14 protein-coding genes are annotated in these 18704 nt (G+C 36.1%); 13 read left to right on the top strand and 1 reads right to left on the bottom strand.

The window, feature by feature from the left end:
• Window positions 1–77: 77 nt before the first annotated feature.
• Window positions 78–1127: a tRNA preQ1(34) S-adenosylmethionine ribosyltransferase-isomerase QueA gene (gene queA, locus JAZ75_RS25090; RefSeq protein ID WP_045752934.1), complete on the bottom strand. Its 1050-nt coding sequence runs from the start codon at window positions 1125–1127 to the stop codon at window positions 78–80.
• 193 nt (window positions 1128–1320) lie between these two features.
• On the opposite strand from queA, the gene JAZ75_RS25085 reads away from it, so the two are divergent.
• The 13 genes from JAZ75_RS25085 (at window position 1321) to JAZ75_RS25025 (ending at window position 18517) form a co-directional block, all read left to right on the top strand.
• Complete coding sequence (locus JAZ75_RS25085; protein WP_132771824.1) at window positions 1321–2565, top strand: ABC transporter permease; 1245 nt, start codon at window positions 1321–1323, stop codon at window positions 2563–2565.
• Between the two features lie 113 nt (window positions 2566–2678).
• Window positions 2679–5135 carry a glycoside hydrolase family 31 protein gene (locus tag JAZ75_RS25080; protein WP_208699325.1) on the top strand — a complete coding sequence of 819 codons (2457 nt, stop codon included), beginning with the start codon at window positions 2679–2681 and terminating at the stop codon, window positions 5133–5135.
• Between the two features lie 34 nt (window positions 5136–5169).
• Window positions 5170–7080, top strand: a complete 1911-nt coding sequence (glgB, locus tag JAZ75_RS25075) for a 1,4-alpha-glucan branching protein GlgB (protein ID WP_208699323.1) — start codon at window positions 5170–5172, stop codon at window positions 7078–7080.
• The gene (locus JAZ75_RS25070; protein WP_317192284.1) at window positions 7080–8498 is read left to right on the top strand and encodes a glycogen/starch synthase; all 1419 of its coding nucleotides are present in this window, start codon (window positions 7080–7082) and stop codon (window positions 8496–8498) included. The genes glgB and JAZ75_RS25070 overlap by 1 nt, the downstream gene beginning before the upstream one ends.
• Window position 8499: 1 nt before the next feature.
• Window positions 8500–9771 carry a glucose-1-phosphate adenylyltransferase gene (locus JAZ75_RS25065; RefSeq protein WP_021188128.1) on the top strand — a complete coding sequence of 424 codons (1272 nt, stop codon included), beginning with the start codon at window positions 8500–8502 and terminating at the stop codon, window positions 9769–9771.
• A 133-nt stretch (window positions 9772–9904) separates the two neighbouring features.
• Window positions 9905–10465 (top strand): DUF2306 domain-containing protein, encoded by a 561-nt coding sequence (locus tag JAZ75_RS25060; RefSeq protein WP_232789317.1) that lies wholly within the window; start codon window positions 9905–9907, stop codon window positions 10463–10465.
• A gap of 1 nt (window position 10466) precedes the next feature.
• On the top strand, window positions 10467–11387 hold the full coding sequence (locus JAZ75_RS25055; protein ID WP_208699321.1) for a YARHG domain-containing protein: 921 nt from the start codon (window positions 10467–10469) through the stop codon (window positions 11385–11387).
• A 74-nt stretch (window positions 11388–11461) separates the two neighbouring features.
• Entirely contained in the window at window positions 11462–12802 is a 1341-nt protein-coding gene (locus JAZ75_RS25050; protein WP_132771820.1) for a sigma-54-dependent transcriptional regulator, read from the top strand.
• Between the two features lie 868 nt (window positions 12803–13670).
• Window positions 13671–14030, top strand: a complete 360-nt coding sequence (locus JAZ75_RS25045) for a hypothetical protein (protein ID WP_208699319.1) — start codon at window positions 13671–13673, stop codon at window positions 14028–14030.
• A gap of 14 nt (window positions 14031–14044) precedes the next feature.
• Entirely contained in the window at window positions 14045–14122 is a 78-nt protein-coding gene (gene kdpF, locus JAZ75_RS26280) for a K(+)-transporting ATPase subunit F (RefSeq protein WP_084825336.1), read from the top strand.
• A 39-nt stretch (window positions 14123–14161) separates the two neighbouring features.
• Window positions 14162–15850, top strand: a complete 1689-nt coding sequence (gene kdpA, locus JAZ75_RS25035) for a potassium-transporting ATPase subunit KdpA (protein ID WP_208699317.1) — start codon at window positions 14162–14164, stop codon at window positions 15848–15850.
• A 78-nt stretch (window positions 15851–15928) separates the two neighbouring features.
• Window positions 15929–17938 (top strand): potassium-transporting ATPase subunit KdpB, encoded by a 2010-nt coding sequence (gene kdpB, locus JAZ75_RS25030; protein ID WP_208699315.1) that lies wholly within the window; start codon window positions 15929–15931, stop codon window positions 17936–17938.
• A 12-nt stretch (window positions 17939–17950) separates the two neighbouring features.
• Window positions 17951–18517, top strand: coding sequence for a K(+)-transporting ATPase subunit C (locus JAZ75_RS25025; RefSeq protein WP_208699313.1), 567 nt, complete (start codon window positions 17951–17953; stop codon window positions 18515–18517).
• Window positions 18518–18704 lie beyond the last annotated feature (187 nt).

Here is an 18704-nt window from a genome sequence, read left to right as displayed (position 1 = left end):
ATGAATATAAAAGGATTGAAAACAAAAAACGTGGATAAATATACTATTTATCCACGTCTGTATTTTTTAATTGTCGATTAGATAATCAACATGGCATCGCCATAGCTGTAAAATCTGTATTTTTCTTTAACCGCTTGTTCATAAGCATTCATAACGTGTTCGTAACCACCAAAAGCAGCAATCATTACTAATAAAGTAGATTCTGGAGTATGGAAATTCGTAATCATTGAGTTTGCAATACTGAAATCGTATGGCGGATAAATAAATTTACTCGTCCAATCGTTCGCTGGTTTTAAGTGACGATCAGCAGAAACAGCTGATTCGATTGCGCGCATTGAAGTCGTTCCTACGGCACAAACTCTTCTTTTTAAGTCAATAGCTTTATTTACTGTTTTAGCAGCTTCTTCCGTGATGATAAACTGCTCAGAATCCATTTTGTGTTTTGTTAAATCTTCAACTTCAACTGTTCTGAAAGTTCCCAATCCAACATGTAAAGTTACTTCAGCAAAATCAACACCTTTTAGTTCCAAACGTTTCATCAACTCGCGAGAGAAGTGAAGACCTGCAGTTGGTGCTGCAACTGCTCCTTCATTTTTTGCATAAATTGTTTGATAACGAAATTTATCCTCAGGTGTTGCTTTACGAGTAATATATTTTGGAAGTGGAGTTTCACCCAAAATCTCAATATTACGACGAAATTCTTCATCAGTTCCATCAAATAAGAAACGGATTGTACGTCCACGTGAAGTCGTGTTGTCAACAACTTCAGCAACTAATAAATCATCATCTCCAAAGTAAAGTTTGTTTCCTACACGGATTTTTCGAGCTGGATCAACCAATACATCCCATAAACGAAGTTCTTTGTTTAATTCACGTAACAAGAAAACTTCGATTGTAGCACCAGTTTTTTCTTTATTGCCATATAGACGCGCCGGAAAAACTTTTGTATTATTTAAAATCATGACATCTTTGTCATCAAAATAATCTAATACATCTTTAAAAATTTTATGCTCAATTTTACCAGTATCACGGTGTAAAACCATTAAGCGTGATTCGTCACGATTTTCAGTTGGTTCAGACGCCAAAAGAGACTCTGGTAAGTTGAATTTAAATTGAGATAACTTCATCTTTAATATTGATATTTTAAATGATTGCCTTTTATATGTATTTAAGTTTCCTATAACAGACTTATTGGAACATAAATAAGCATACAAAGGTAGTCAATTTTTTAGTTAAAAGGGAGTTTCTTTCTGGATTAAATTGATTAATGAATTGATTTTGACATAAAATCAAAACTTAATTGTAATTTAGAACCTGAATATGCTAGCAATAGGTCTCATTAAGGAAAGTGCAAAATTCGCACTGTCGGCTCTAAAAGATAACCGTACGCGTACTTTATTGTCCTTATTAGGGGTAACAATAGGTATTTTAACGATTATTGGTGTCTTTTCAGCTGTTGATACATTACGAAATAATATAGAAGATTCTGTTAAGAAGATAGGATCAAATACATTATACGTTCAGAAATGGCCTTGGACTGGAGGGCCCGATTTCCCTTGGTGGAAATATCTCAATAGACCAGAACCTAAATATGAGGATTATTTAATGCTGAAAGAACGCATAACAACGGCAGATAAGATTGCCTATATGATTGATATCGGTAATTCTACGATTAAATATAAAAATAATAATGCCTCTGGGGTGTCTATTTCAGCAGGAACACAGGATCAGTACAGTATTCAGAATTTGAATGTTGAAAAAGGTAGATATTTTGTCGAAAGCGAAACCCGTGCAGGGTCATTAGTGACTGTTTTAGGTGCTGTCATCGCAGAGGGACTTTTCCCAAATAGTGATCCTCTGGGAAAATATGTCAACATGCTGGGACGGAAGGTACAGGTAATTGGTGTATTAAAGAAGGAAGGGGAAGGAGTTCTGATCAATACTTCTCCTGATAATAGTGCATTTATTCCCTTTGAGCTTGCTCGAAATCTAGTTAATTACGATAATTTTTCACCCAGTATTGCTGTTCGAGTGATGTCAAAGTATTCTTTAGCAGAAGCTGAAAGTGAAATTAAAGTTTTAATGCGTTCAATTCACCGCATTTCTCCTCAACGAGAGGACGATTTTTCAATTAATCAAACAACCATGATAACTTCCCAACTGGATAAAATGTTTGGCATTGTAAATCTAGCCGGTTTCTGTATTGGAATTTTCTCCATATTGGTAGGCGGATTCGGTATAGCCAATATTATGTTTGTGAGTGTCAAAGAACGTACACATATTATTGGTATTCAAAAAGCTTTAGGAGCTAAAAACTTTTTTATATTGTCTCAATTTTTGATCGAATCAATCGTGCTCTGTCTATTAGGCGGTGCTATTGGCTTATCTATCGTGTTTCTGATCACATTATTGGTTAAAATTGGTACTGGGTTAGCAATTGTCGTGAGTATAAAGATGGTACTCTTAACAGTCTTTATTTCGACGTTAATTGGTTTGATATCAGGTATTGTTCCGGCTTTGATGGCTTCTAGATTAGATCCAGTGGAAGCAATCCGTAGCAAATAAGCTATAAAATAAAATTAAGTTTATTCTTTACTTCATGATGTAGCGAGTTTTTGTATTATTTATCGTAATTTAAGTTCAGCTTAAACTGATTAAATTATTTAAAGATAAATACTATGGGAGACTCGATAAAAAAAGAGGAAATTGCAAATGATCTGTTAGATGCAAACTCTTCTGAAGATAATGTACATCATGTTAATAATCCTGTATTAGACCTTCCTACTATAGAGAAAAAATACCTGGCTAGAGTAAGAGCATGCTCTAAGGATCGGAATACATTTTATTTTACAGATGGTATTGCTAAAGTGGAAATTCGAATAGTTTCTGATGAAATTATTCGCGTTCGTTTGGCTCCTCAAGGATCTTTTTTAGATGACTTTTCTTATGCTGTTATCGATACAGATCAGCACGCAGTATCGTTTTCTGTAGATGAAGATGAAACAAGTTATTACGTGAAAACAAATAAAGTGATCTGCGCTATCCGTAAAACAAATTTTTTGGTTTCATTTCAAGATCTTTCAGGTAAAGTATTCAATACCGATGACAAACCAATGCATTGGGAGGAAAATCCAGACTTCGGCGGTTATTATGTCTATTGCAGCAAAAAGGCACATGAAGATGAAGCTTTCTTCGGCTTGGGAGACAAAGCAACAAATTTAAATCTTAGAGGTAAACGATTTAAAAACTGGAATTCGGATACCTATGGCTATGCTTTTAATCAAGATCCCCTTTATAAAACAATTCCTTTTTATATCGGAGTGACTGGTGGAGAAGCCTACGGTATTTTCTTTGATAATACATTCAGAACATTCTTCGATTTTGCTTCAGAAAATAAACAACGTACAAGCTTTTGGTCAGAAGGCGGTGAGATGCAATATTATTATATTCATGGCCCAAATATGATCGATGTGGTAAAACGTTATCATAGTATCACTGGAACACATTATATGCCTCCATTATGGGGGATTGGTTACCATCAATGTCGATGGAGTTATTACCCTGAGCAGAATGTAAGAGAGATAACAGCCGAATTTAGAAAAAGAGAAATTCCTTGCGATGCGATTTACCTTGATATCGATTATATGGATGGCTATCGATGTTTCACCTGGGACAAAAAATATTTTCCGGATCCTAAAAAAATGATATCAGATTTAGCTGCCAATGGCTTTAAAACAGTGGTTATGATAGATCCTGGTATTAAGGTTGATGAAAATTATTGGGTGTTCAAGGAAGGACAGCAAAATAGGTATTTCTGTCGTCGAGGTGATGATTATTTTATGGAAGGTTTTGTGTGGCCTGGAAGATGTCAGTTTCCCGATTTTACAAATCCAACTGTTAGGGAATGGTGGGGTACTTTATACAAAGGCTTGGTTGATGACGGAGTTGCTGGATTTTGGAACGATATGAATGAACCTGCTGTTTTTGGAAGAGGTACATTTCCGGATGACGTAAGACATAACTATGATGGCTATCGAGGTTCCCACAGGAAAGCGCATAATATATATGGCATGCAGATGGTACGTGCTACCTATGATGGTTTAAAAAAGCTATATAAAAATAAAAGACCTTTTACTATCACGAGAGCAGCGTATTCGGGTACACAGCGTTTTTCTTCGGTATGGACCGGAGATAATATTGCAACATGGGAACATCTTCGTATTGGTCTTTTGCAGTTGCAAAGATTATCCGTTTCGGGACTTTCTTTTTGCGGAACCGATATTGGAGGATTTACAGGAGAACCGGATGGAGAATTGTTTACACGTTGGATGCAATTTGGCGTCTTTTCTCCATTCATGCGTGTACATTCCGCAGGTGATACCCGCGACCGTGAACCATGGAGTTTTGGCCCTGAATGGGAAGCAATATGTAAGAAATTTATTGAAATGAGGTATAAATTACTACCTTATATCTATACCATTTTTTGGCAACAACATCGTTATGGAGAACCTATTTTAAGACCGATTTCCTTGGTGGAACAACATATCCCTAAAAATTTAATACGAGAGGAAGAGTTTTGTTTCGGAGATAAAATTTTAGTCTCACCTGTTCTTAATCCTGGACAAAAGAATAAAGTGGTTTATCTTCCAGAAGGAGAATGGTATTATTATTTCAATTTACAGAAATATGTAGGTTTACAGGAACATACTATTGATACTCCCCTAGATGAAATGCCGATTTTTGTAAAAGGAGGAAGTATAATTCCTGAATATCCCGTGATGCAATATACATTTCAGCAAAAAATTGATGCCTTGAAATTGAATGTTTATTTCAGTAGAGGTAAGTTTGACTCTTATACCTATGCTGATCATGGCGATACCTTTGCTTATGAACAAAGTGTCTATGCTGAAAAACACTTCCTTTTAGAAGGGACAGATAATAGCTTAGTGATACTGCAACAAGTGGAAGGACTTTACAATGAAAGATTTGATGATTACAAAATTTATCTGATCGGCATTCCATTTGAAGTAAGAACAGTTAAGGCAGATGGTGTTGAACTCAACTTGTTAAAAGATGAATCAGGCAATGATTATATCCAAGTAGAAAAAGATTTCAGAAACTTAATTATAACATAATTTACGATTATTAAACCTAACACCTAATCTGATCATGGGTCAACCAGTAGAAGTATTTTCGTTACTTACAGCATTCGACATATCATTATTTAGAGCTGGAAGACATTACAAATTATATGAGAAATTTGGATCTCATGTTGTTGAGTATAGCGGTCAATCAGGAGTTTATTTTGCCGTGTGGGCACCTTATGCAAGTCAAGTTTCCGTCATTGGAAATTTCAATGGCTGGAATCCTTATACACACCTTTTGCATGTGCGTTGGGACGGTAGTGGTGTCTGGGAAGGATTTATTCCAAATATTGGAATAGGAGAAGTATATAAATACCATATTAATTCGATGGCAGGAGAGCAATTGGAAAAAGCGGATCCTTTTGCGTTGATTAGTGAGTTACCACCACAAACTGCGTCAATCGTCGGTACAACTTGGTATGAGTGGGACGACAAAAACTGGATGTCACAAAGAGCTCAGTTTAATAGTTTGGATAAACCTATGTCGGTGTATGAAATGCACTTGGGGTCCTGGCAACGTGATCCTTCAGATCCCGATCGTTTGCTTTCCTATCGCGAAATTGCAGATCGATTAGTTCCCTATATAATAGAAACAGGATTTACACATGTCGAGTTTCTTCCTGTTATGGAACACCCCTTTTATCCATCTTGGGGTTATCAGATTGCGGGTTATTTTGCTGCATCTTCACGCTATGGGGGACCACAAGATTTAATGTATTTGATCGAATCTTTACATAAGCATAATATCGGTGTAATTTTAGATTGGGTACCTTCACATTATCCTGGTGACGCTCATGGATTATATCGTTTCGATGGTAGTTTCCTTTACGAGCACGAAGATATAAGAAAGGGCTTTCATCCAGATTGGAAATCATATATCTTTAATTATGGTCGAAACGAAGTGCGATCATTCCTCATTAGTAATGCGCTCTTTTGGTTGGACCGGTATCATGTGGATGGTTTGCGTGTGGATGCCGTTGCTTCCATGCTTTATCTTGATTATTCGCGTAATGAAGGCGAGTGGGAACCCAATAAATTTGGAGGAAGAGAAAATTTGGAAGCTGTAGAGTTTTTAAAAGAATTTAACGAAGCTGTTTATCATCATTTCCCAGATGTTCACACCATCGCAGAGGAATCAACATCTTGGCCTGGTGTAAGTAAGCCAACATCTGTAGGAGGATTAGGTTTTGGTATGAAATGGATGATGGGTTGGATGCATGATACGTTAGATTATTTCAAAGAAGATCCTATTAATCGCCGATATCACCATCATAAATTGACTTTTGCAACTGTATATGCATATCATGAAAATTTTATGTTGCCCTTATCTCATGACGAAGTTGTGCATGGAAAAAAATCTCTTTTGTATAAGATGCCGGGTGATGAATGGCAGAAATTCGCAAATTTAAGAGCACTTTATTTGTATATGTTTACATTAACCGGGACGAAACTGTTATTTATGGGTGATGAATTTGCGCAAACAGCAGAGTGGAATGAAAACAAATCTTTGGATTGGCACTTACTGGATTATTCGCCACATAAAGGTATGCTTAGGTTTGTTACCGCCTTAAATCGTGTGTACAAAAGTCAACCTGCACTTTATCAGAAAGCTTTTGTAAGCGATGGGTTTCAATGGGTAGAACAAGGAGATTATACCAATAGCGTGTACGCGTATTTACGCAAGGGATATGAAGAAAAAGACAACTTATTAGTTATATTAAATCTAACCCCAGTTGTTAGAAAAGAATTTAGGATAGGTGTACCAAAAAATGGCGTATGGGAGGAAATTTTGAATTCAGATCAATTAGAATTTAATGGGAGTGGACTGATCGGCGAAGCTTACAATTCAACACATGTTCACTGGATGGGTTTTGAGCAATCGATAACGATAACTTTACCACCTTTAGGAGGTATAATATTAAAACGAAAAGCATAATGAAAGTAATACATTTAAGTGTTGAATGTTTTCCTGTAGCAAAGGTAGGCGGACTGGCAGACGTATTGGGAGCTTTACCTAAATATCAGCGTAAACTTGGTGTTGACGCATCCGTTGTTATGCCTTGGTACAATCGGAAATTTACACAAGAAAATAAGTTTGATCATATTGCTTCCGGAGCTTTCTATCAAGGATCGGAATTATTGCATTATGAAATTTTGAAGGAAGCAGATGATCTGCTTGGATTTCCATTATATCTTATTCGCATACCCGGTAAATTAGATCGTGAGGAAGTATACTGTTACCCAGATGAATCTGAGCAATGGCTGTCATTTCAACATGCTTTTTTACATTGGTTAAAAGCAGATGGCATCCAACCCGATTTGATCAATTGTCATGATCATCATGTTGGATTGGTTCCTTTTTTATTGAAATACAGTTATGAATTTCAACAGTTTTCGCATGTTAAAACACTTTTTACAGTTCACAATGGACAGTATCAAGGCTGGATGAATTGGAGTAAAGGTATTTTATTGCCAAGTTTCGATACTTGGCGATGGGGATTGCTTGATTGGGATGGTGTAATTAATCCCATGGCAGCAGCGGTTAAATGTTGCGATGCATTTTCTACGGTTTCAGAAGGATATCTAAAAGAATTATTTATCGAAGCAAATGGTCTACAATCTTTGTTTGCATCCGAATCGCAAAAAGGATACGGCATTGTTAACGGGATCGATACAGATTATTGGAATCCGCAGTTAGATACTTTAATTGATTCGAATTATAATCTTAATACAGTTGAAAAAGGTAAATCACAAAATAAAAAAAACTTATGTGATCAGTATAAATTAGATCCTTCTTTACCATTGATGTCGTTTATAGGCCGATTTGCGATAGAAAAAGGAGCAGATTTATTAGCTGAAATAATTGATCAACTTTTGGGAAATATTAAATCCAAAATGAGTATATTTATTTTAGGCTCAGGAGATCAAGATATTCAGGTTGCTTTGCAACAGGTTTTAGAAAAATATCCAAAACAGCTCGCAGTTTATTTTGGGTATAATGAATCACTTGCACATCAAGTATATGCAGCAACAGATCTGTTATTGATGCCCTCAAGAGTGGAGCCTTGTGGATTAAACCAATTATATGCCCTACAATATGGGACAATTCCGGTCGTAAGAGGTATTGGCGGGCTCAAAGATACAGTTATTGATGTGAAAGATACAGGTGGATACGGTATCGTATTTCCCGAAGCACATGTTGAAGATGCAGTACAGGGTGTGATAAGGACTTTAGAAATAGTTAACCAGGCCGATTTGTTGTCAGAAATTAGACAAAGGGAAATGCATTTGGATTTTTCATGGAATAAGTCAGCTCAAAAATATTTGGATTTGTACACTAAATTATTGAAATAATATGTCACACAAAGTAGTCTCTATTGTTTTGGGGGGTGGACGAGGTACTCGTTTGTATCCCTTGACCGAACAGCGCTCAAAACCAGCTGTACCAATTGCTGGTAAATACCGTTTGGTGGATATTCCGATTTCGAATTGCTTAAATTCCGGATATAATAAAATCTTTGTTCTGACACAGTATAATTCGGCATCTTTAAATAAGCACATTAAAAACGCTTATAATTTCAGTATTTTTAGTAAAGGATTTGTAGATATATTAGCTGCAGATCAAAATAATGAAGGCGATCGTTGGTTCGAAGGGACAGCCGATGCCGTGAGGAGAACACAGAAAAATCTGCTGAATGTCGATTATGACTATGTACTTATTCTGTCAGGTGATCAATTGTATCAAATGGATTATGCTGCATTAGTTGACTTTCATGTTAAAAACAAAGGAGATGTCACCATTGCAACTATTCCTGTCACTGGTAAAGATGCAACAGGATTTGGAATTTTAAAATCGGATGAAAATAATGTTATTACCTCTTTTATAGAAAAGCCTAATAAAGAAGAACTGTTAAACTGGGGGTCCGAAGTATCAGAAGAGATGGATAAGCGTGGTAGACATTATTTAGCTTCTATGGGGATTTATGTTTTTTCAAAAGGAGTATTAGCCTCCTTACTCAAAGAAAATCCAGGTATGGATTTTGGGAAAGAAATCATTCCTGAAAGTATTGATTCCAAAAATGTGCTGAGTTATCAATTTGATGGGTACTGGACCGACATTGGTACAATTAGTTCTTTTTTTGAAGCAAATATTGGTTTAACCGATGATATCCCTGATTTTAATTTGTTTAATGAAACAGTTTATACAAGAGCACGGATGTTGCCTCCTTCTAAAATATCAGGAACTACATTAAACAATACAATTGTTGCAGATGGATGTATTCTTAATGGCGATAAAATTCAGCGTTCCATCATTGGTATTCGCTCCCGTATAGGACATGGTACAGTGATTAAAAACACCTATATGATGGGGAGTGATTATTATGAACAACTGGAGGAAGTTTTGGAATTAGGAAGTACGCAGGCACCTCCGCCAGTAGGCGTCGGTGAACGATGTTATATTGAAAATGCAATCCTAGATAAAAACTGTCGTATTGGTAATAATGTTCGTATAAAAGGAGGGAAGCATCTTAAAGATGGAGATTATGAGACCTATGCTGTTTGTGACGGTATCGTGGTCGTAAAGAAAGAAGCGGTTATTGTGAACGGCATTACCATTGGCTGTTAATTGAAATTTTGAAAATTAAGGTAATTTTTTAAATTACCTTAATTAAATCAAATTGGAAGAGATGACTTTGGGTTGGAAAAAAATCATAGGTAATTTAATACTATTATTACTGTTTGGATATAGCTGTATTCTAATGGCAGAAATTATTTGGCAATATCGAAATTTTGAATTAGATACTTCTTTTTTACAGATTAAACAAACTGAAATAACAGAGATCTTCTGGTACAGATTTGTGTTTTATGCCCATGTTACTTTTGCAATTTTAGCGCTTCCAGCTGGATTTACACAATTTAATAGCACCATTTTAAGAACATACCCACGTTTACATAGAGCATTTGGTTATTTATATGCTGGTGCTATTTTAATTGTTGCAGCACCCTCTGGTTTTTTAATCGCAATGCAAGCTAACGGTGGACCAGTTGCTCAGATTGCCTTTACATTACTTGCAATATTTTGGTTTTACGTTACACTTCAAGCTGTTCTAAAAGCAAAAACGGGAGATTTTAAAGCGCATAAAAATTTTATGATCAGAAGTTTTGCATTGACATGTTCGGCATTAACTTTGCGCTATTGGAAACTTGTATTAGTTTATTTCTTTCATCCCTATCCCATGGACCTATACCAATTGGTGGCCTGGTTAGGCTGGATTCCAAATCTACTAATTGCAGAATGGATAATTAACCGTAATAAATAATATGAAAAGACTTTTCTATATGGCACTGGCATTCGCCATGCTAACCTCTTGTAATAGTAAAACAGATAAAAAATCTTCAGACCAATCAGTTTCGGGAGCTATGGTCGAAAATGAGATTCATCCAGAATTATATGGAAATTGGGTAGGCGATTTTACTGTAGATGAAAAAGTTTCGGAAGAAATTCTTGAAAAGCAAGGCGAGTTTCCTGCGGAATTCGATTATAGTCCTAAAATTAATTTGACAATTAAAAGAATTACAGCCGATACAGTCATTGCGCAAAATGTGGTAAAAGGAAATTTAAGACCTTTGGTAGGGAAAATAGAAGAAAATGGAAATTTGATCACCTTTATCTTGGATGAGCCCGGAGATAAAAAATCTGACGGAAGATTTGAGTTCAAATTGAATGAAGATACTTTAGAGGGGGCTTGGACAGCATTTGATCAAAGTGTAAATGTGAAAAAAAGGAATTTCAAATTAATAAAAAAACAGTTCGTTTATAATGCTAATCTCATGTTACCTAATGATGAAAATAGCGAACCATTAATTGATTGGTATGCGTCAAAAAAGGAAACAAAGACGATGGCAGACGGAGATTCAACTTACACCTTTATTAATGATTTATATCGTGCAGCATCGCCTGTTGTATATACGCTCAATGCGTCAAAAACAAAGCTCACAGAAGCCGATTTAAAAAATTTGAAGAAGTTGGATTTAGAGATTATTCGAAATACTATTTTTGCACGTCATGGATATGCTTTTACTAGAATTAATGTGCGTCAATTCTTTGATCCGGTGGATTGGTATGTGCCGGTTTCCAATGATGTAACAAAAGAGCTAACGCAATTGGAACGTGATAATATTGCCCTATTAACACGTTTTGAAAAGTTTGCAACTGATAACTATGATCATTTTGGTCGTTAGGTACAAATTGTATCTGATATACATAATAAGTTTCGCCTAAAATTTACTTAAGTTTGATATCTAAAATTTAATCATTGAGCACTATCCTAATAATCGACGACGAAGAAAAGATTCGTACACTACTTGCTAGAATTATTACCCTAGAAGGCTTTGAGGTATTTCAAGCTTCAGATTTAAAGAAAGGATTGAAACGCTTGGAAGAGCAAGATATTGATGTTGTAATCTGTGATGTTAAATTACCCGACGGAAGTGGTGTAGATAGCACAAAAGTAATAAAAGAGAAGTACCCGTTAATTGAAATTATCTTGTTGACAGCATATGGAAATATTCCGGATGGCGTACAGGCAATTAAAAATGGAGCTTTTGATTACATTACCAAAGGAGACGATAACAATAAGATTATTCCATTAGTAAATAATGCAAGCGAAAAGGTAGCATTGGCAAAAAGAGTTCAAAAACTCGAAAAACAGCTAGGAGACCGCTATTCCTTTGACAAGATTGTCGGAAAATCGAAACCAATATTAAATGCAATTGATTTAGCAAAAAGAGTTGCTGTTACTGATACAACCGTGTTATTAACAGGTGATACAGGAACTGGAAAAGAAGTGTTTGCACAAGCGATACATCAGGCAAGTAACCGTAGTAAGTTTAATTTTGTCGCCATTAATTGTGCTGCTTTTAGTAAAGAACTATTGGAAGGTGAATTATTTGGACATAAGGCCGGTTCTTTTACCGGTGCAATGAAAGATCAAAGAGGACTTTTTGAAGAGGCAAATAAAGGCACTATTTTTCTTGATGAAATCGGCGAAATGCCAGTGGAATTGCAAGCCAAAATTTTAAGGGTATTAGAAACTGGCGAATTTTTAAAAATTGGAGAAACAAAAGTAACACGTGTAGATGTTCGTATTATTGCAGCTACGAATCGTAATTTGGAAGAAGAAATAGCAAATGAACATTTCAGAAGTGACTTATTTTATCGTCTTTCGGTATTCAGTATTTATTTGCCAGCACTGCGTGAACGTAAGCAAGATATTCATTTATTGGCAAATCATTTTACACAAATCTTTTCTTTGCGTGCTAAGAGAAAAGAATTACAAATCTCGCCTGAATATATTACTGCATTGGAAAACCATCAATGGAAAGGAAATATTCGTGAACTTAAAAATTGCATAGAACGTAGTGTGATTTTATCAGATAATGATGTATTGTGTGTTGACACGCTTCCTTTTGCTAGTATAGCCGTTGATTCAGGTGTAAAAATGTTATCTGCCTTCTCCATGGCAAGTGTAGAAAAAGTGCATATTCAAAAAGTACTACACCATACTCAGGGAAACAAAGCAGAGGCTGCCCGTCTTTTGGAAATTGGTATTGCAACACTCTATCGTAAGATTGAAGAGTATAAATTAATATCATGAGCTAGAGGTCTCTGGTCTTACGGAGGCCTTACATATTGTTATCTTCCTCTCGGATGATTGTTTAATAATTACTTTGTTAAGTATATTTCAAACTTGTATTGAACTGATTTTGGAAGGAATAGACTATTCCTCAGAGAACTTAGAAGTTTATAGTTTAAGATAAAAAAATCCAATTGTTGTTATAGGGATGTCAATTGGATCTCGTTAATACCAATTTATCTGTATATCGGCCTTATATTCATTATACGGCCATTTTTATATTACTTTCATTATAATGCCACTATTCTTGGCTCTTTCAGACATGTTGTTCCTTACAACTTTCGAGCAGTGTAATAATTCTCTGTAAAAATTCCTTTTAACCTTATATCACTCTGCATCATACCTCTTAAAATTCCTTCTATTATGATAATGAGCCTATCATTTTGATAGGTTTTTCTGTTTTTAATTATTTGCGTTATTCCCTTAAGTTGCTCTTATTAAGTGTTTTATTTTCCTGTTATTAGACTTGGAATAAAATTGGCATCCAGCACTTCCAAAATGAATACTCATGTTAAATTCAAAATGGAAAAAAATAAGGCAGTACGACAGGTACTGGAAATCCGGCATAACGTCCGGACTATTGAAAATTGCCTTTGTTGCAATTGTGACTTTTGCGCTTGTAAAATTTGTAGATATTCTCAGCACATAAATTAATAAAGATGATAGCCATAATATTGACACTTGTCGGTGTAATTTGTTTTGCACTGTTTTTTAAATCAATTGACTTTTTTGATCAGATCTAAGGTGAAGCCAAGAAGTAGATAATCTTGATATATAGCAGCTATTATGTACTACTCGAGCAGTCATCAACAAATGAAAAAATAATAGAATGAAAACAAAAATGATAAGTACCCTGGAAGAATGGATACCAGAGTCCAGTAATTGGATTTCAGATAAAGAATTAGGCGATCATACCGTAGCTGATTATATCGTATTAGGGAAATTAGCCGAACAATGCTTAAAAAAGATGAACTCAGGTAATGAATATGAGTATGCAGACGCCGAAGAAATTGCAAAAGTGGTGAATTTGATATATCAGGAAGGAAACCAATATACACGTAATGCGATCGAAAATGAATTTCTGACTAAGCTGTCCATAGAAGAAAGTCCAGCAAGTTTAAAAAAGCATCTGGCCATATTGCCAAAAGAATTGAGGAAGGAATACCTCAAAACGATAATGGAAAATTAAAATTATAGCAAACGATGATAGCATTACTCATAGTAGCAGTAGGCGTGTTTGCATACATCGTGTATGTATTACTAAAGCCCGAGCAGTTTTAACAATCAAACTGTGAATGAAATAATATTTAAAATTTAATTATGAATACAGAAATAATAGCCATAATCGTCATGTTTCTTGGTACGATCGCTTTAGCAATTCCTTTAGGGAAATATATTGCGAAAGTATTTGCTGGAAATAAGACAATCTTTGATCCCGTTTTCAATCCGATTGAAAGATTATTTTATAAACTAACAGGTATAAACCCAAAAGTTGAAATGAGTTGGAAGCAGCATATGGTTGCGATGCTCACCATCAATATGATTTGGTTTCTGGTGGGAATGCTGGTACTGATGACGCAAGGAAGATTACCTTTAAATCCAGATCAAAATCCAAGCATGACAGCAGATTTGGCATTCAATACGGTAATCTCTTTTGTTGTGAACTGTAATTTACAACATTACTCTGGTGAAACTGGGGTGAGTTATTTGGGACAATATTGGTTGATGTTTTTACAGTTTGTCAGTGCAGGTACTGGTATGGCTGCGGTAGTAACTCTTTTTAGAGCTTTTAGAGATAAAACAGCTACAGATTTAGGTAATTTTTATGAATATTTTATAAAATCCTGTACACGAATTCTGCTTCCATTATCCTTTATTGTAGCTATTATACTTGCTTTTCAAGGAACACCCATGACGTTTGAGGGTAAGGATACGATTGTAAGTCTGCAAGGTGATACCGTTGAAGTATCGCGAGGACCTGCCGCAGCGTTTGTTGCAATCAAACATATTGGAACAAATGGTGGTGGTTTTTTTGGAACCAATTCAGCTCACCCTTTTGAAAATCCGACCTATTTAAGCAATATGATCGAAATGGCCGCGCAGATGATCGTACCATTTGCCATGATATTTGCTTTCGGCTATTTTATTAAGAGGAGAAAATTGTCCTGGATGATGTTTGCCGTGATGACTGTAGGATTTTTGATGTTGGCAATTCCCAATATCAAGATGGAAATGGATGGTAACCCTGCTTTAACGAGTTTGGGAATTGATCAGTCATTAGGTGCAATGGAAGGAAAAGAAATCCGAATTGGAGCAGCAACATCTGGGTTCTGGAGTATTGTGACAACAGTGATTTCAACTGGATCTGTCAATTCCATGCACGATAGTTCAATGCCACTTTCCGGAATGAATGAATTATTAGCAATGATGATAAATAGTTTTTATGGAGGTGCAGGAGTTGGTATCCTTAACTTTTTCATTTTCATTATTCTTGCTGTATTTATCAGTGGCCTGATGGTGGGGCGCACACCCGAGTTTTTAGGAAAAAAAATAGAAGCTAGAGAAATGAAGATTGCGATGATTATTGCATTGATTCACCCATTTCTAATCTTAATCAGTGCAGGTTTAGCAACCGCATTTCCCGGACAAGGTGCATCAACACTAAACAATCCTGGTTTTCATGGTTTCAGTGAGATCTTATATGAATATACATCTTCATCGGCAAATAATGGAAGTGGATTCGAAGGTTTAGGTGATAATACACCTTGGTGGAATATCAGCACTGGTATCGTTTTGATCTTATCACGCTTCTTGCCGATTATTGGACCAATAGCAATTGCAGGTTTGTTGGCTAAGAAAAAATTCATTCCTGAGGGCGAGGGAACTTTACAGACAGATACAGCAACTTTTGGGATTTTGGTATTTACAGTAATCATTATTGTAGCTGCATTATCATTTTTCCCAGCATTAGCGTTAGGTCCTATTGCTGAATATTTTTCTATGCGTTAATCTCATTTGAATAGTAACGGATCGCTGGGTAATGTATACAGACACGATCATTTACTTCATCAATATAAATAATTAAAAATGAATAAGAATCAATCATTATTTCAGAGTGATATGTTATTGCAGGCTTGCAAACAGTCTTTCGTGAAATTGAACCCCAAACTGATGTTTCGTAATCCCGTGATGTTTACGGTAGAAATCGGAACTTTCGTGATGCTCCTAGTCAGTTTATGGATATTGTTAGGTGAATCATCACAAGGTAGTTTTGGTTACAATTTTACCATATTTTTGATTTTATTGCTTACACTGTTATTTGCCAATTTTGCAGAAGCTATTGCAGAAGCTAGAGGAAAAGCACAGGCAGACAGTTTACGTAAAACACGAGAAGAAACTCCAGCCAAATTGGCAAATGGAAGTATGATTTCTTCATCACAACTTGTAAAAGGAGATATCTTTATATGTGAGGCAGGTGATATCATTCCTTCTGATGGAGAGATTGTTGCGGGATTGGCAACGATAGACGAAAGCGCAATTACTGGAGAGTCAGCTCCTGTGATTCGTGAAGCAGGAGGAGATAAGAGCAGTGTAACAGGCGGAACAAAAGTATTGTCCGATAAGATACAGGTAAAAGTAACAACGGAACCAGGGGAAAGCTTTTTAGATAAAATGATCACTTTGGTAGAAGGAGCCAGTCGTCAAAAAACACCAAATGAAATTGCACTGACTATTCTTTTGGCAGGATTTACGTTGGTATTCATTATTGTGACTGTAACTTTAAAACCATTTGCAGATTATGCCAATGCGCCCATCACAATTGCAGCTTTCATTTCATTATTTATCTGCTTAATACCAACTACGATTGGTGGATTATTATCCGCGATTGGTATCGCAGGAATGGATAGAGCGTTGCGGGCAAATGTCATTACTAAAAGCGGAAAAGCAGTAGAGACGGCTGGAGATATTGATGTCCTATTATTGGATAAAACTGGCACCATTACCATTGGTAACCGTAAAGCAACACATTTTTACCCAACGAAGGGCATAGCCGAAGAGCAACTGATTAAAGCTGCTGTATTAAGTTCAATGAGTGATGAAACTCCTGAAGGAAAATCAATCATTGAGTTGGCTGGTGTTAATCCGTTGGCCTATCCAATCAATGCACCCGTTTTTATCAAATTTACTGCAGAGACAAGAAGTTCGGGGATCGATTTTGATCAGACTCGTATTCGTAAAGGTGCGACTGATGCGATCCGTAATATCGTTACGCAGGCCGGAAATGTATTTCCAGTAGATATAACCGATCAGGTTACTAAAATTTCTCAAAATGGAGGTACGCCCTTAGTCGTTTGTGAAAACGAAATTGCTTTAGGCGTCATTGAATTGCAGGACGTTATTAAACCAGGGATTCAAGAGCGGTTCGAACGTTTACGGAAAATGGGTATCAAAACAGTTATGGTAACCGGCGATAATCCATTGACGGCAAAATATATTGCCGAAAAGGCCGGAGTCGATGATTTTATTGCTGAAGCTAAGCCAGAGGATAAGATGAACTACATCAAAATGGAACAAGCTAATGGCCGTCTGGTTGCCATGATGGGAGATGGTACAAATGATGCTCCTGCACTGGCTCAGGCAGATGTTGGTGTTGCAATGAATAGTGGGACGCAAGCTGCTAAGGAAGCAGGCAACATGGTTGATTTGGATAATGATCCGACGAAATTGATCGAAGTTGTGGAAATCGGTAAACAATTATTGATGACTCGTGGCACACTTACTACTTTTAGTATTGCAAACGATGTGGCGAAATATTTTGCGATTATTCCTGCTTTATTCATTACGGCTATTCCAGCTTTGCAAGGATTAAATATTATGCAATTACATAGTCCAGAGAGTGCCATCTTATCTGCCGTGATATTCAATGCCCTAATTATTCCATTTTTAATTCCATTGGCTTTGAAAGGGGTGGCCTATAAACCGATAGGTGCAAGTGCACTGTTACGGCGTAATCTGCTCATTTTTGGAGTAGGGGGTATTTTGGTGCCATTTGTAGGCATCAAATTGATTGATCTTATTGTATCCTTATTTATTTAAAAAAACGAAATCATGAAAAAGCATATTTTACCAGCTATAAAGCTGACTTTTATCCTAATTGTTTTTTTTGCAGTCATCTATCCTTTTGCTGTATGGGCCATTGCTCAAGCAGCTCCAAATGAAGGTAAAGGTGAAATCATTACTTTTAAAGGTAGGACTTATTACAGCAATATTGGTCAGGCCTTTACAAATGATCACTATTTCTGGTCCCGTCCTTCTGCAGCTGGCTATAATGCAGCAGGATCTGCGGGAAGTAACAAAGGCCCTTCAAACCCTTCATATCTGGCAGAGGTAAAAGGTCGGATAGATACATTTTTGGTGCATAATCCCGCTATTACAAAAGCACAAATACCTGCTGATCTTATTACTGCAAGTGCGAGTGGCTTAGATCCTCACTTTTCAGTACAGGCAGCTCAGGTTCAGGTGAAACGTATTGCTAAGATCCGAAATATTGAAGAAGCAGACTTAATGACATTAATTCATGAGCATACCGAAAAACCATTAATAGGACTATTTGGTCCTGCGAAAATAAATGTATTAAAGTTGAATATTGCATTAGATCAATTATCTGCAAAATAATTTAATATGAAATATCCATGTCATACACATTCGAATAAATGTAATTCTGTGAAGAGTGATGTGTATGCAGTCTGGATATTTCATATCATCCTTATACATCAATTAACAAATGTGAAATCAAGGTGTAAAATCATCTGCTGCGGATGTTAAGCATGATTTACACGAATGCTCTATCAACAAAATGATA

Source organism: Sphingobacterium sp. UDSM-2020 (genome assembly GCF_016132525.1).
Lineage (GTDB): Bacteria > Bacteroidota > Bacteroidia > Sphingobacteriales > Sphingobacteriaceae > Sphingobacterium > Sphingobacterium anhuiense.
The sequence above is the reverse complement of the archived record's forward strand: the minus strand, read 5'-3'. Positions and strand labels throughout refer to the sequence as shown.

Coding starts and splice junctions, on each gene's coding strand:
- queA (WP_045752934.1), bottom strand. CDS start 1,127: ATGAAGTTATCTCAATTTAAATTCAACTTACCAGAGTCTCTTTTGGCG.
- JAZ75_RS25085 (WP_132771824.1), top strand. CDS start 1,321: ATGCTAGCAATAGGTCTCATTAAGGAAAGTGCAAAATTCGCACTGTCG.
- JAZ75_RS25080 (WP_208699325.1), top strand. CDS start 2,679: ATGGGAGACTCGATAAAAAAAGAGGAAATTGCAAATGATCTGTTAGAT.
- glgB (WP_208699323.1), top strand. CDS start 5,170: ATGGGTCAACCAGTAGAAGTATTTTCGTTACTTACAGCATTCGACATA.
- JAZ75_RS25070 (WP_317192284.1), top strand. CDS start 7,080: ATGAAAGTAATACATTTAAGTGTTGAATGTTTTCCTGTAGCAAAGGTA.
- JAZ75_RS25065 (WP_021188128.1), top strand. CDS start 8,500: ATGTCACACAAAGTAGTCTCTATTGTTTTGGGGGGTGGACGAGGTACT.
- JAZ75_RS25060 (WP_232789317.1), top strand. CDS start 9,905: ATGGCAGAAATTATTTGGCAATATCGAAATTTTGAATTAGATACTTCT.
- JAZ75_RS25055 (WP_208699321.1), top strand. CDS start 10,467: ATGAAAAGACTTTTCTATATGGCACTGGCATTCGCCATGCTAACCTCT.
- JAZ75_RS25045 (WP_208699319.1), top strand. CDS start 13,671: ATGAAAACAAAAATGATAAGTACCCTGGAAGAATGGATACCAGAGTCC.
- kdpF (WP_084825336.1), top strand. CDS start 14,045: ATGATAGCATTACTCATAGTAGCAGTAGGCGTGTTTGCATACATCGTG.
- kdpA (WP_208699317.1), top strand. CDS start 14,162: ATGAATACAGAAATAATAGCCATAATCGTCATGTTTCTTGGTACGATC.
- kdpB (WP_208699315.1), top strand. CDS start 15,929: ATGAATAAGAATCAATCATTATTTCAGAGTGATATGTTATTGCAGGCT.
- JAZ75_RS25025 (WP_208699313.1), top strand. CDS start 17,951: ATGAAAAAGCATATTTTACCAGCTATAAAGCTGACTTTTATCCTAATT.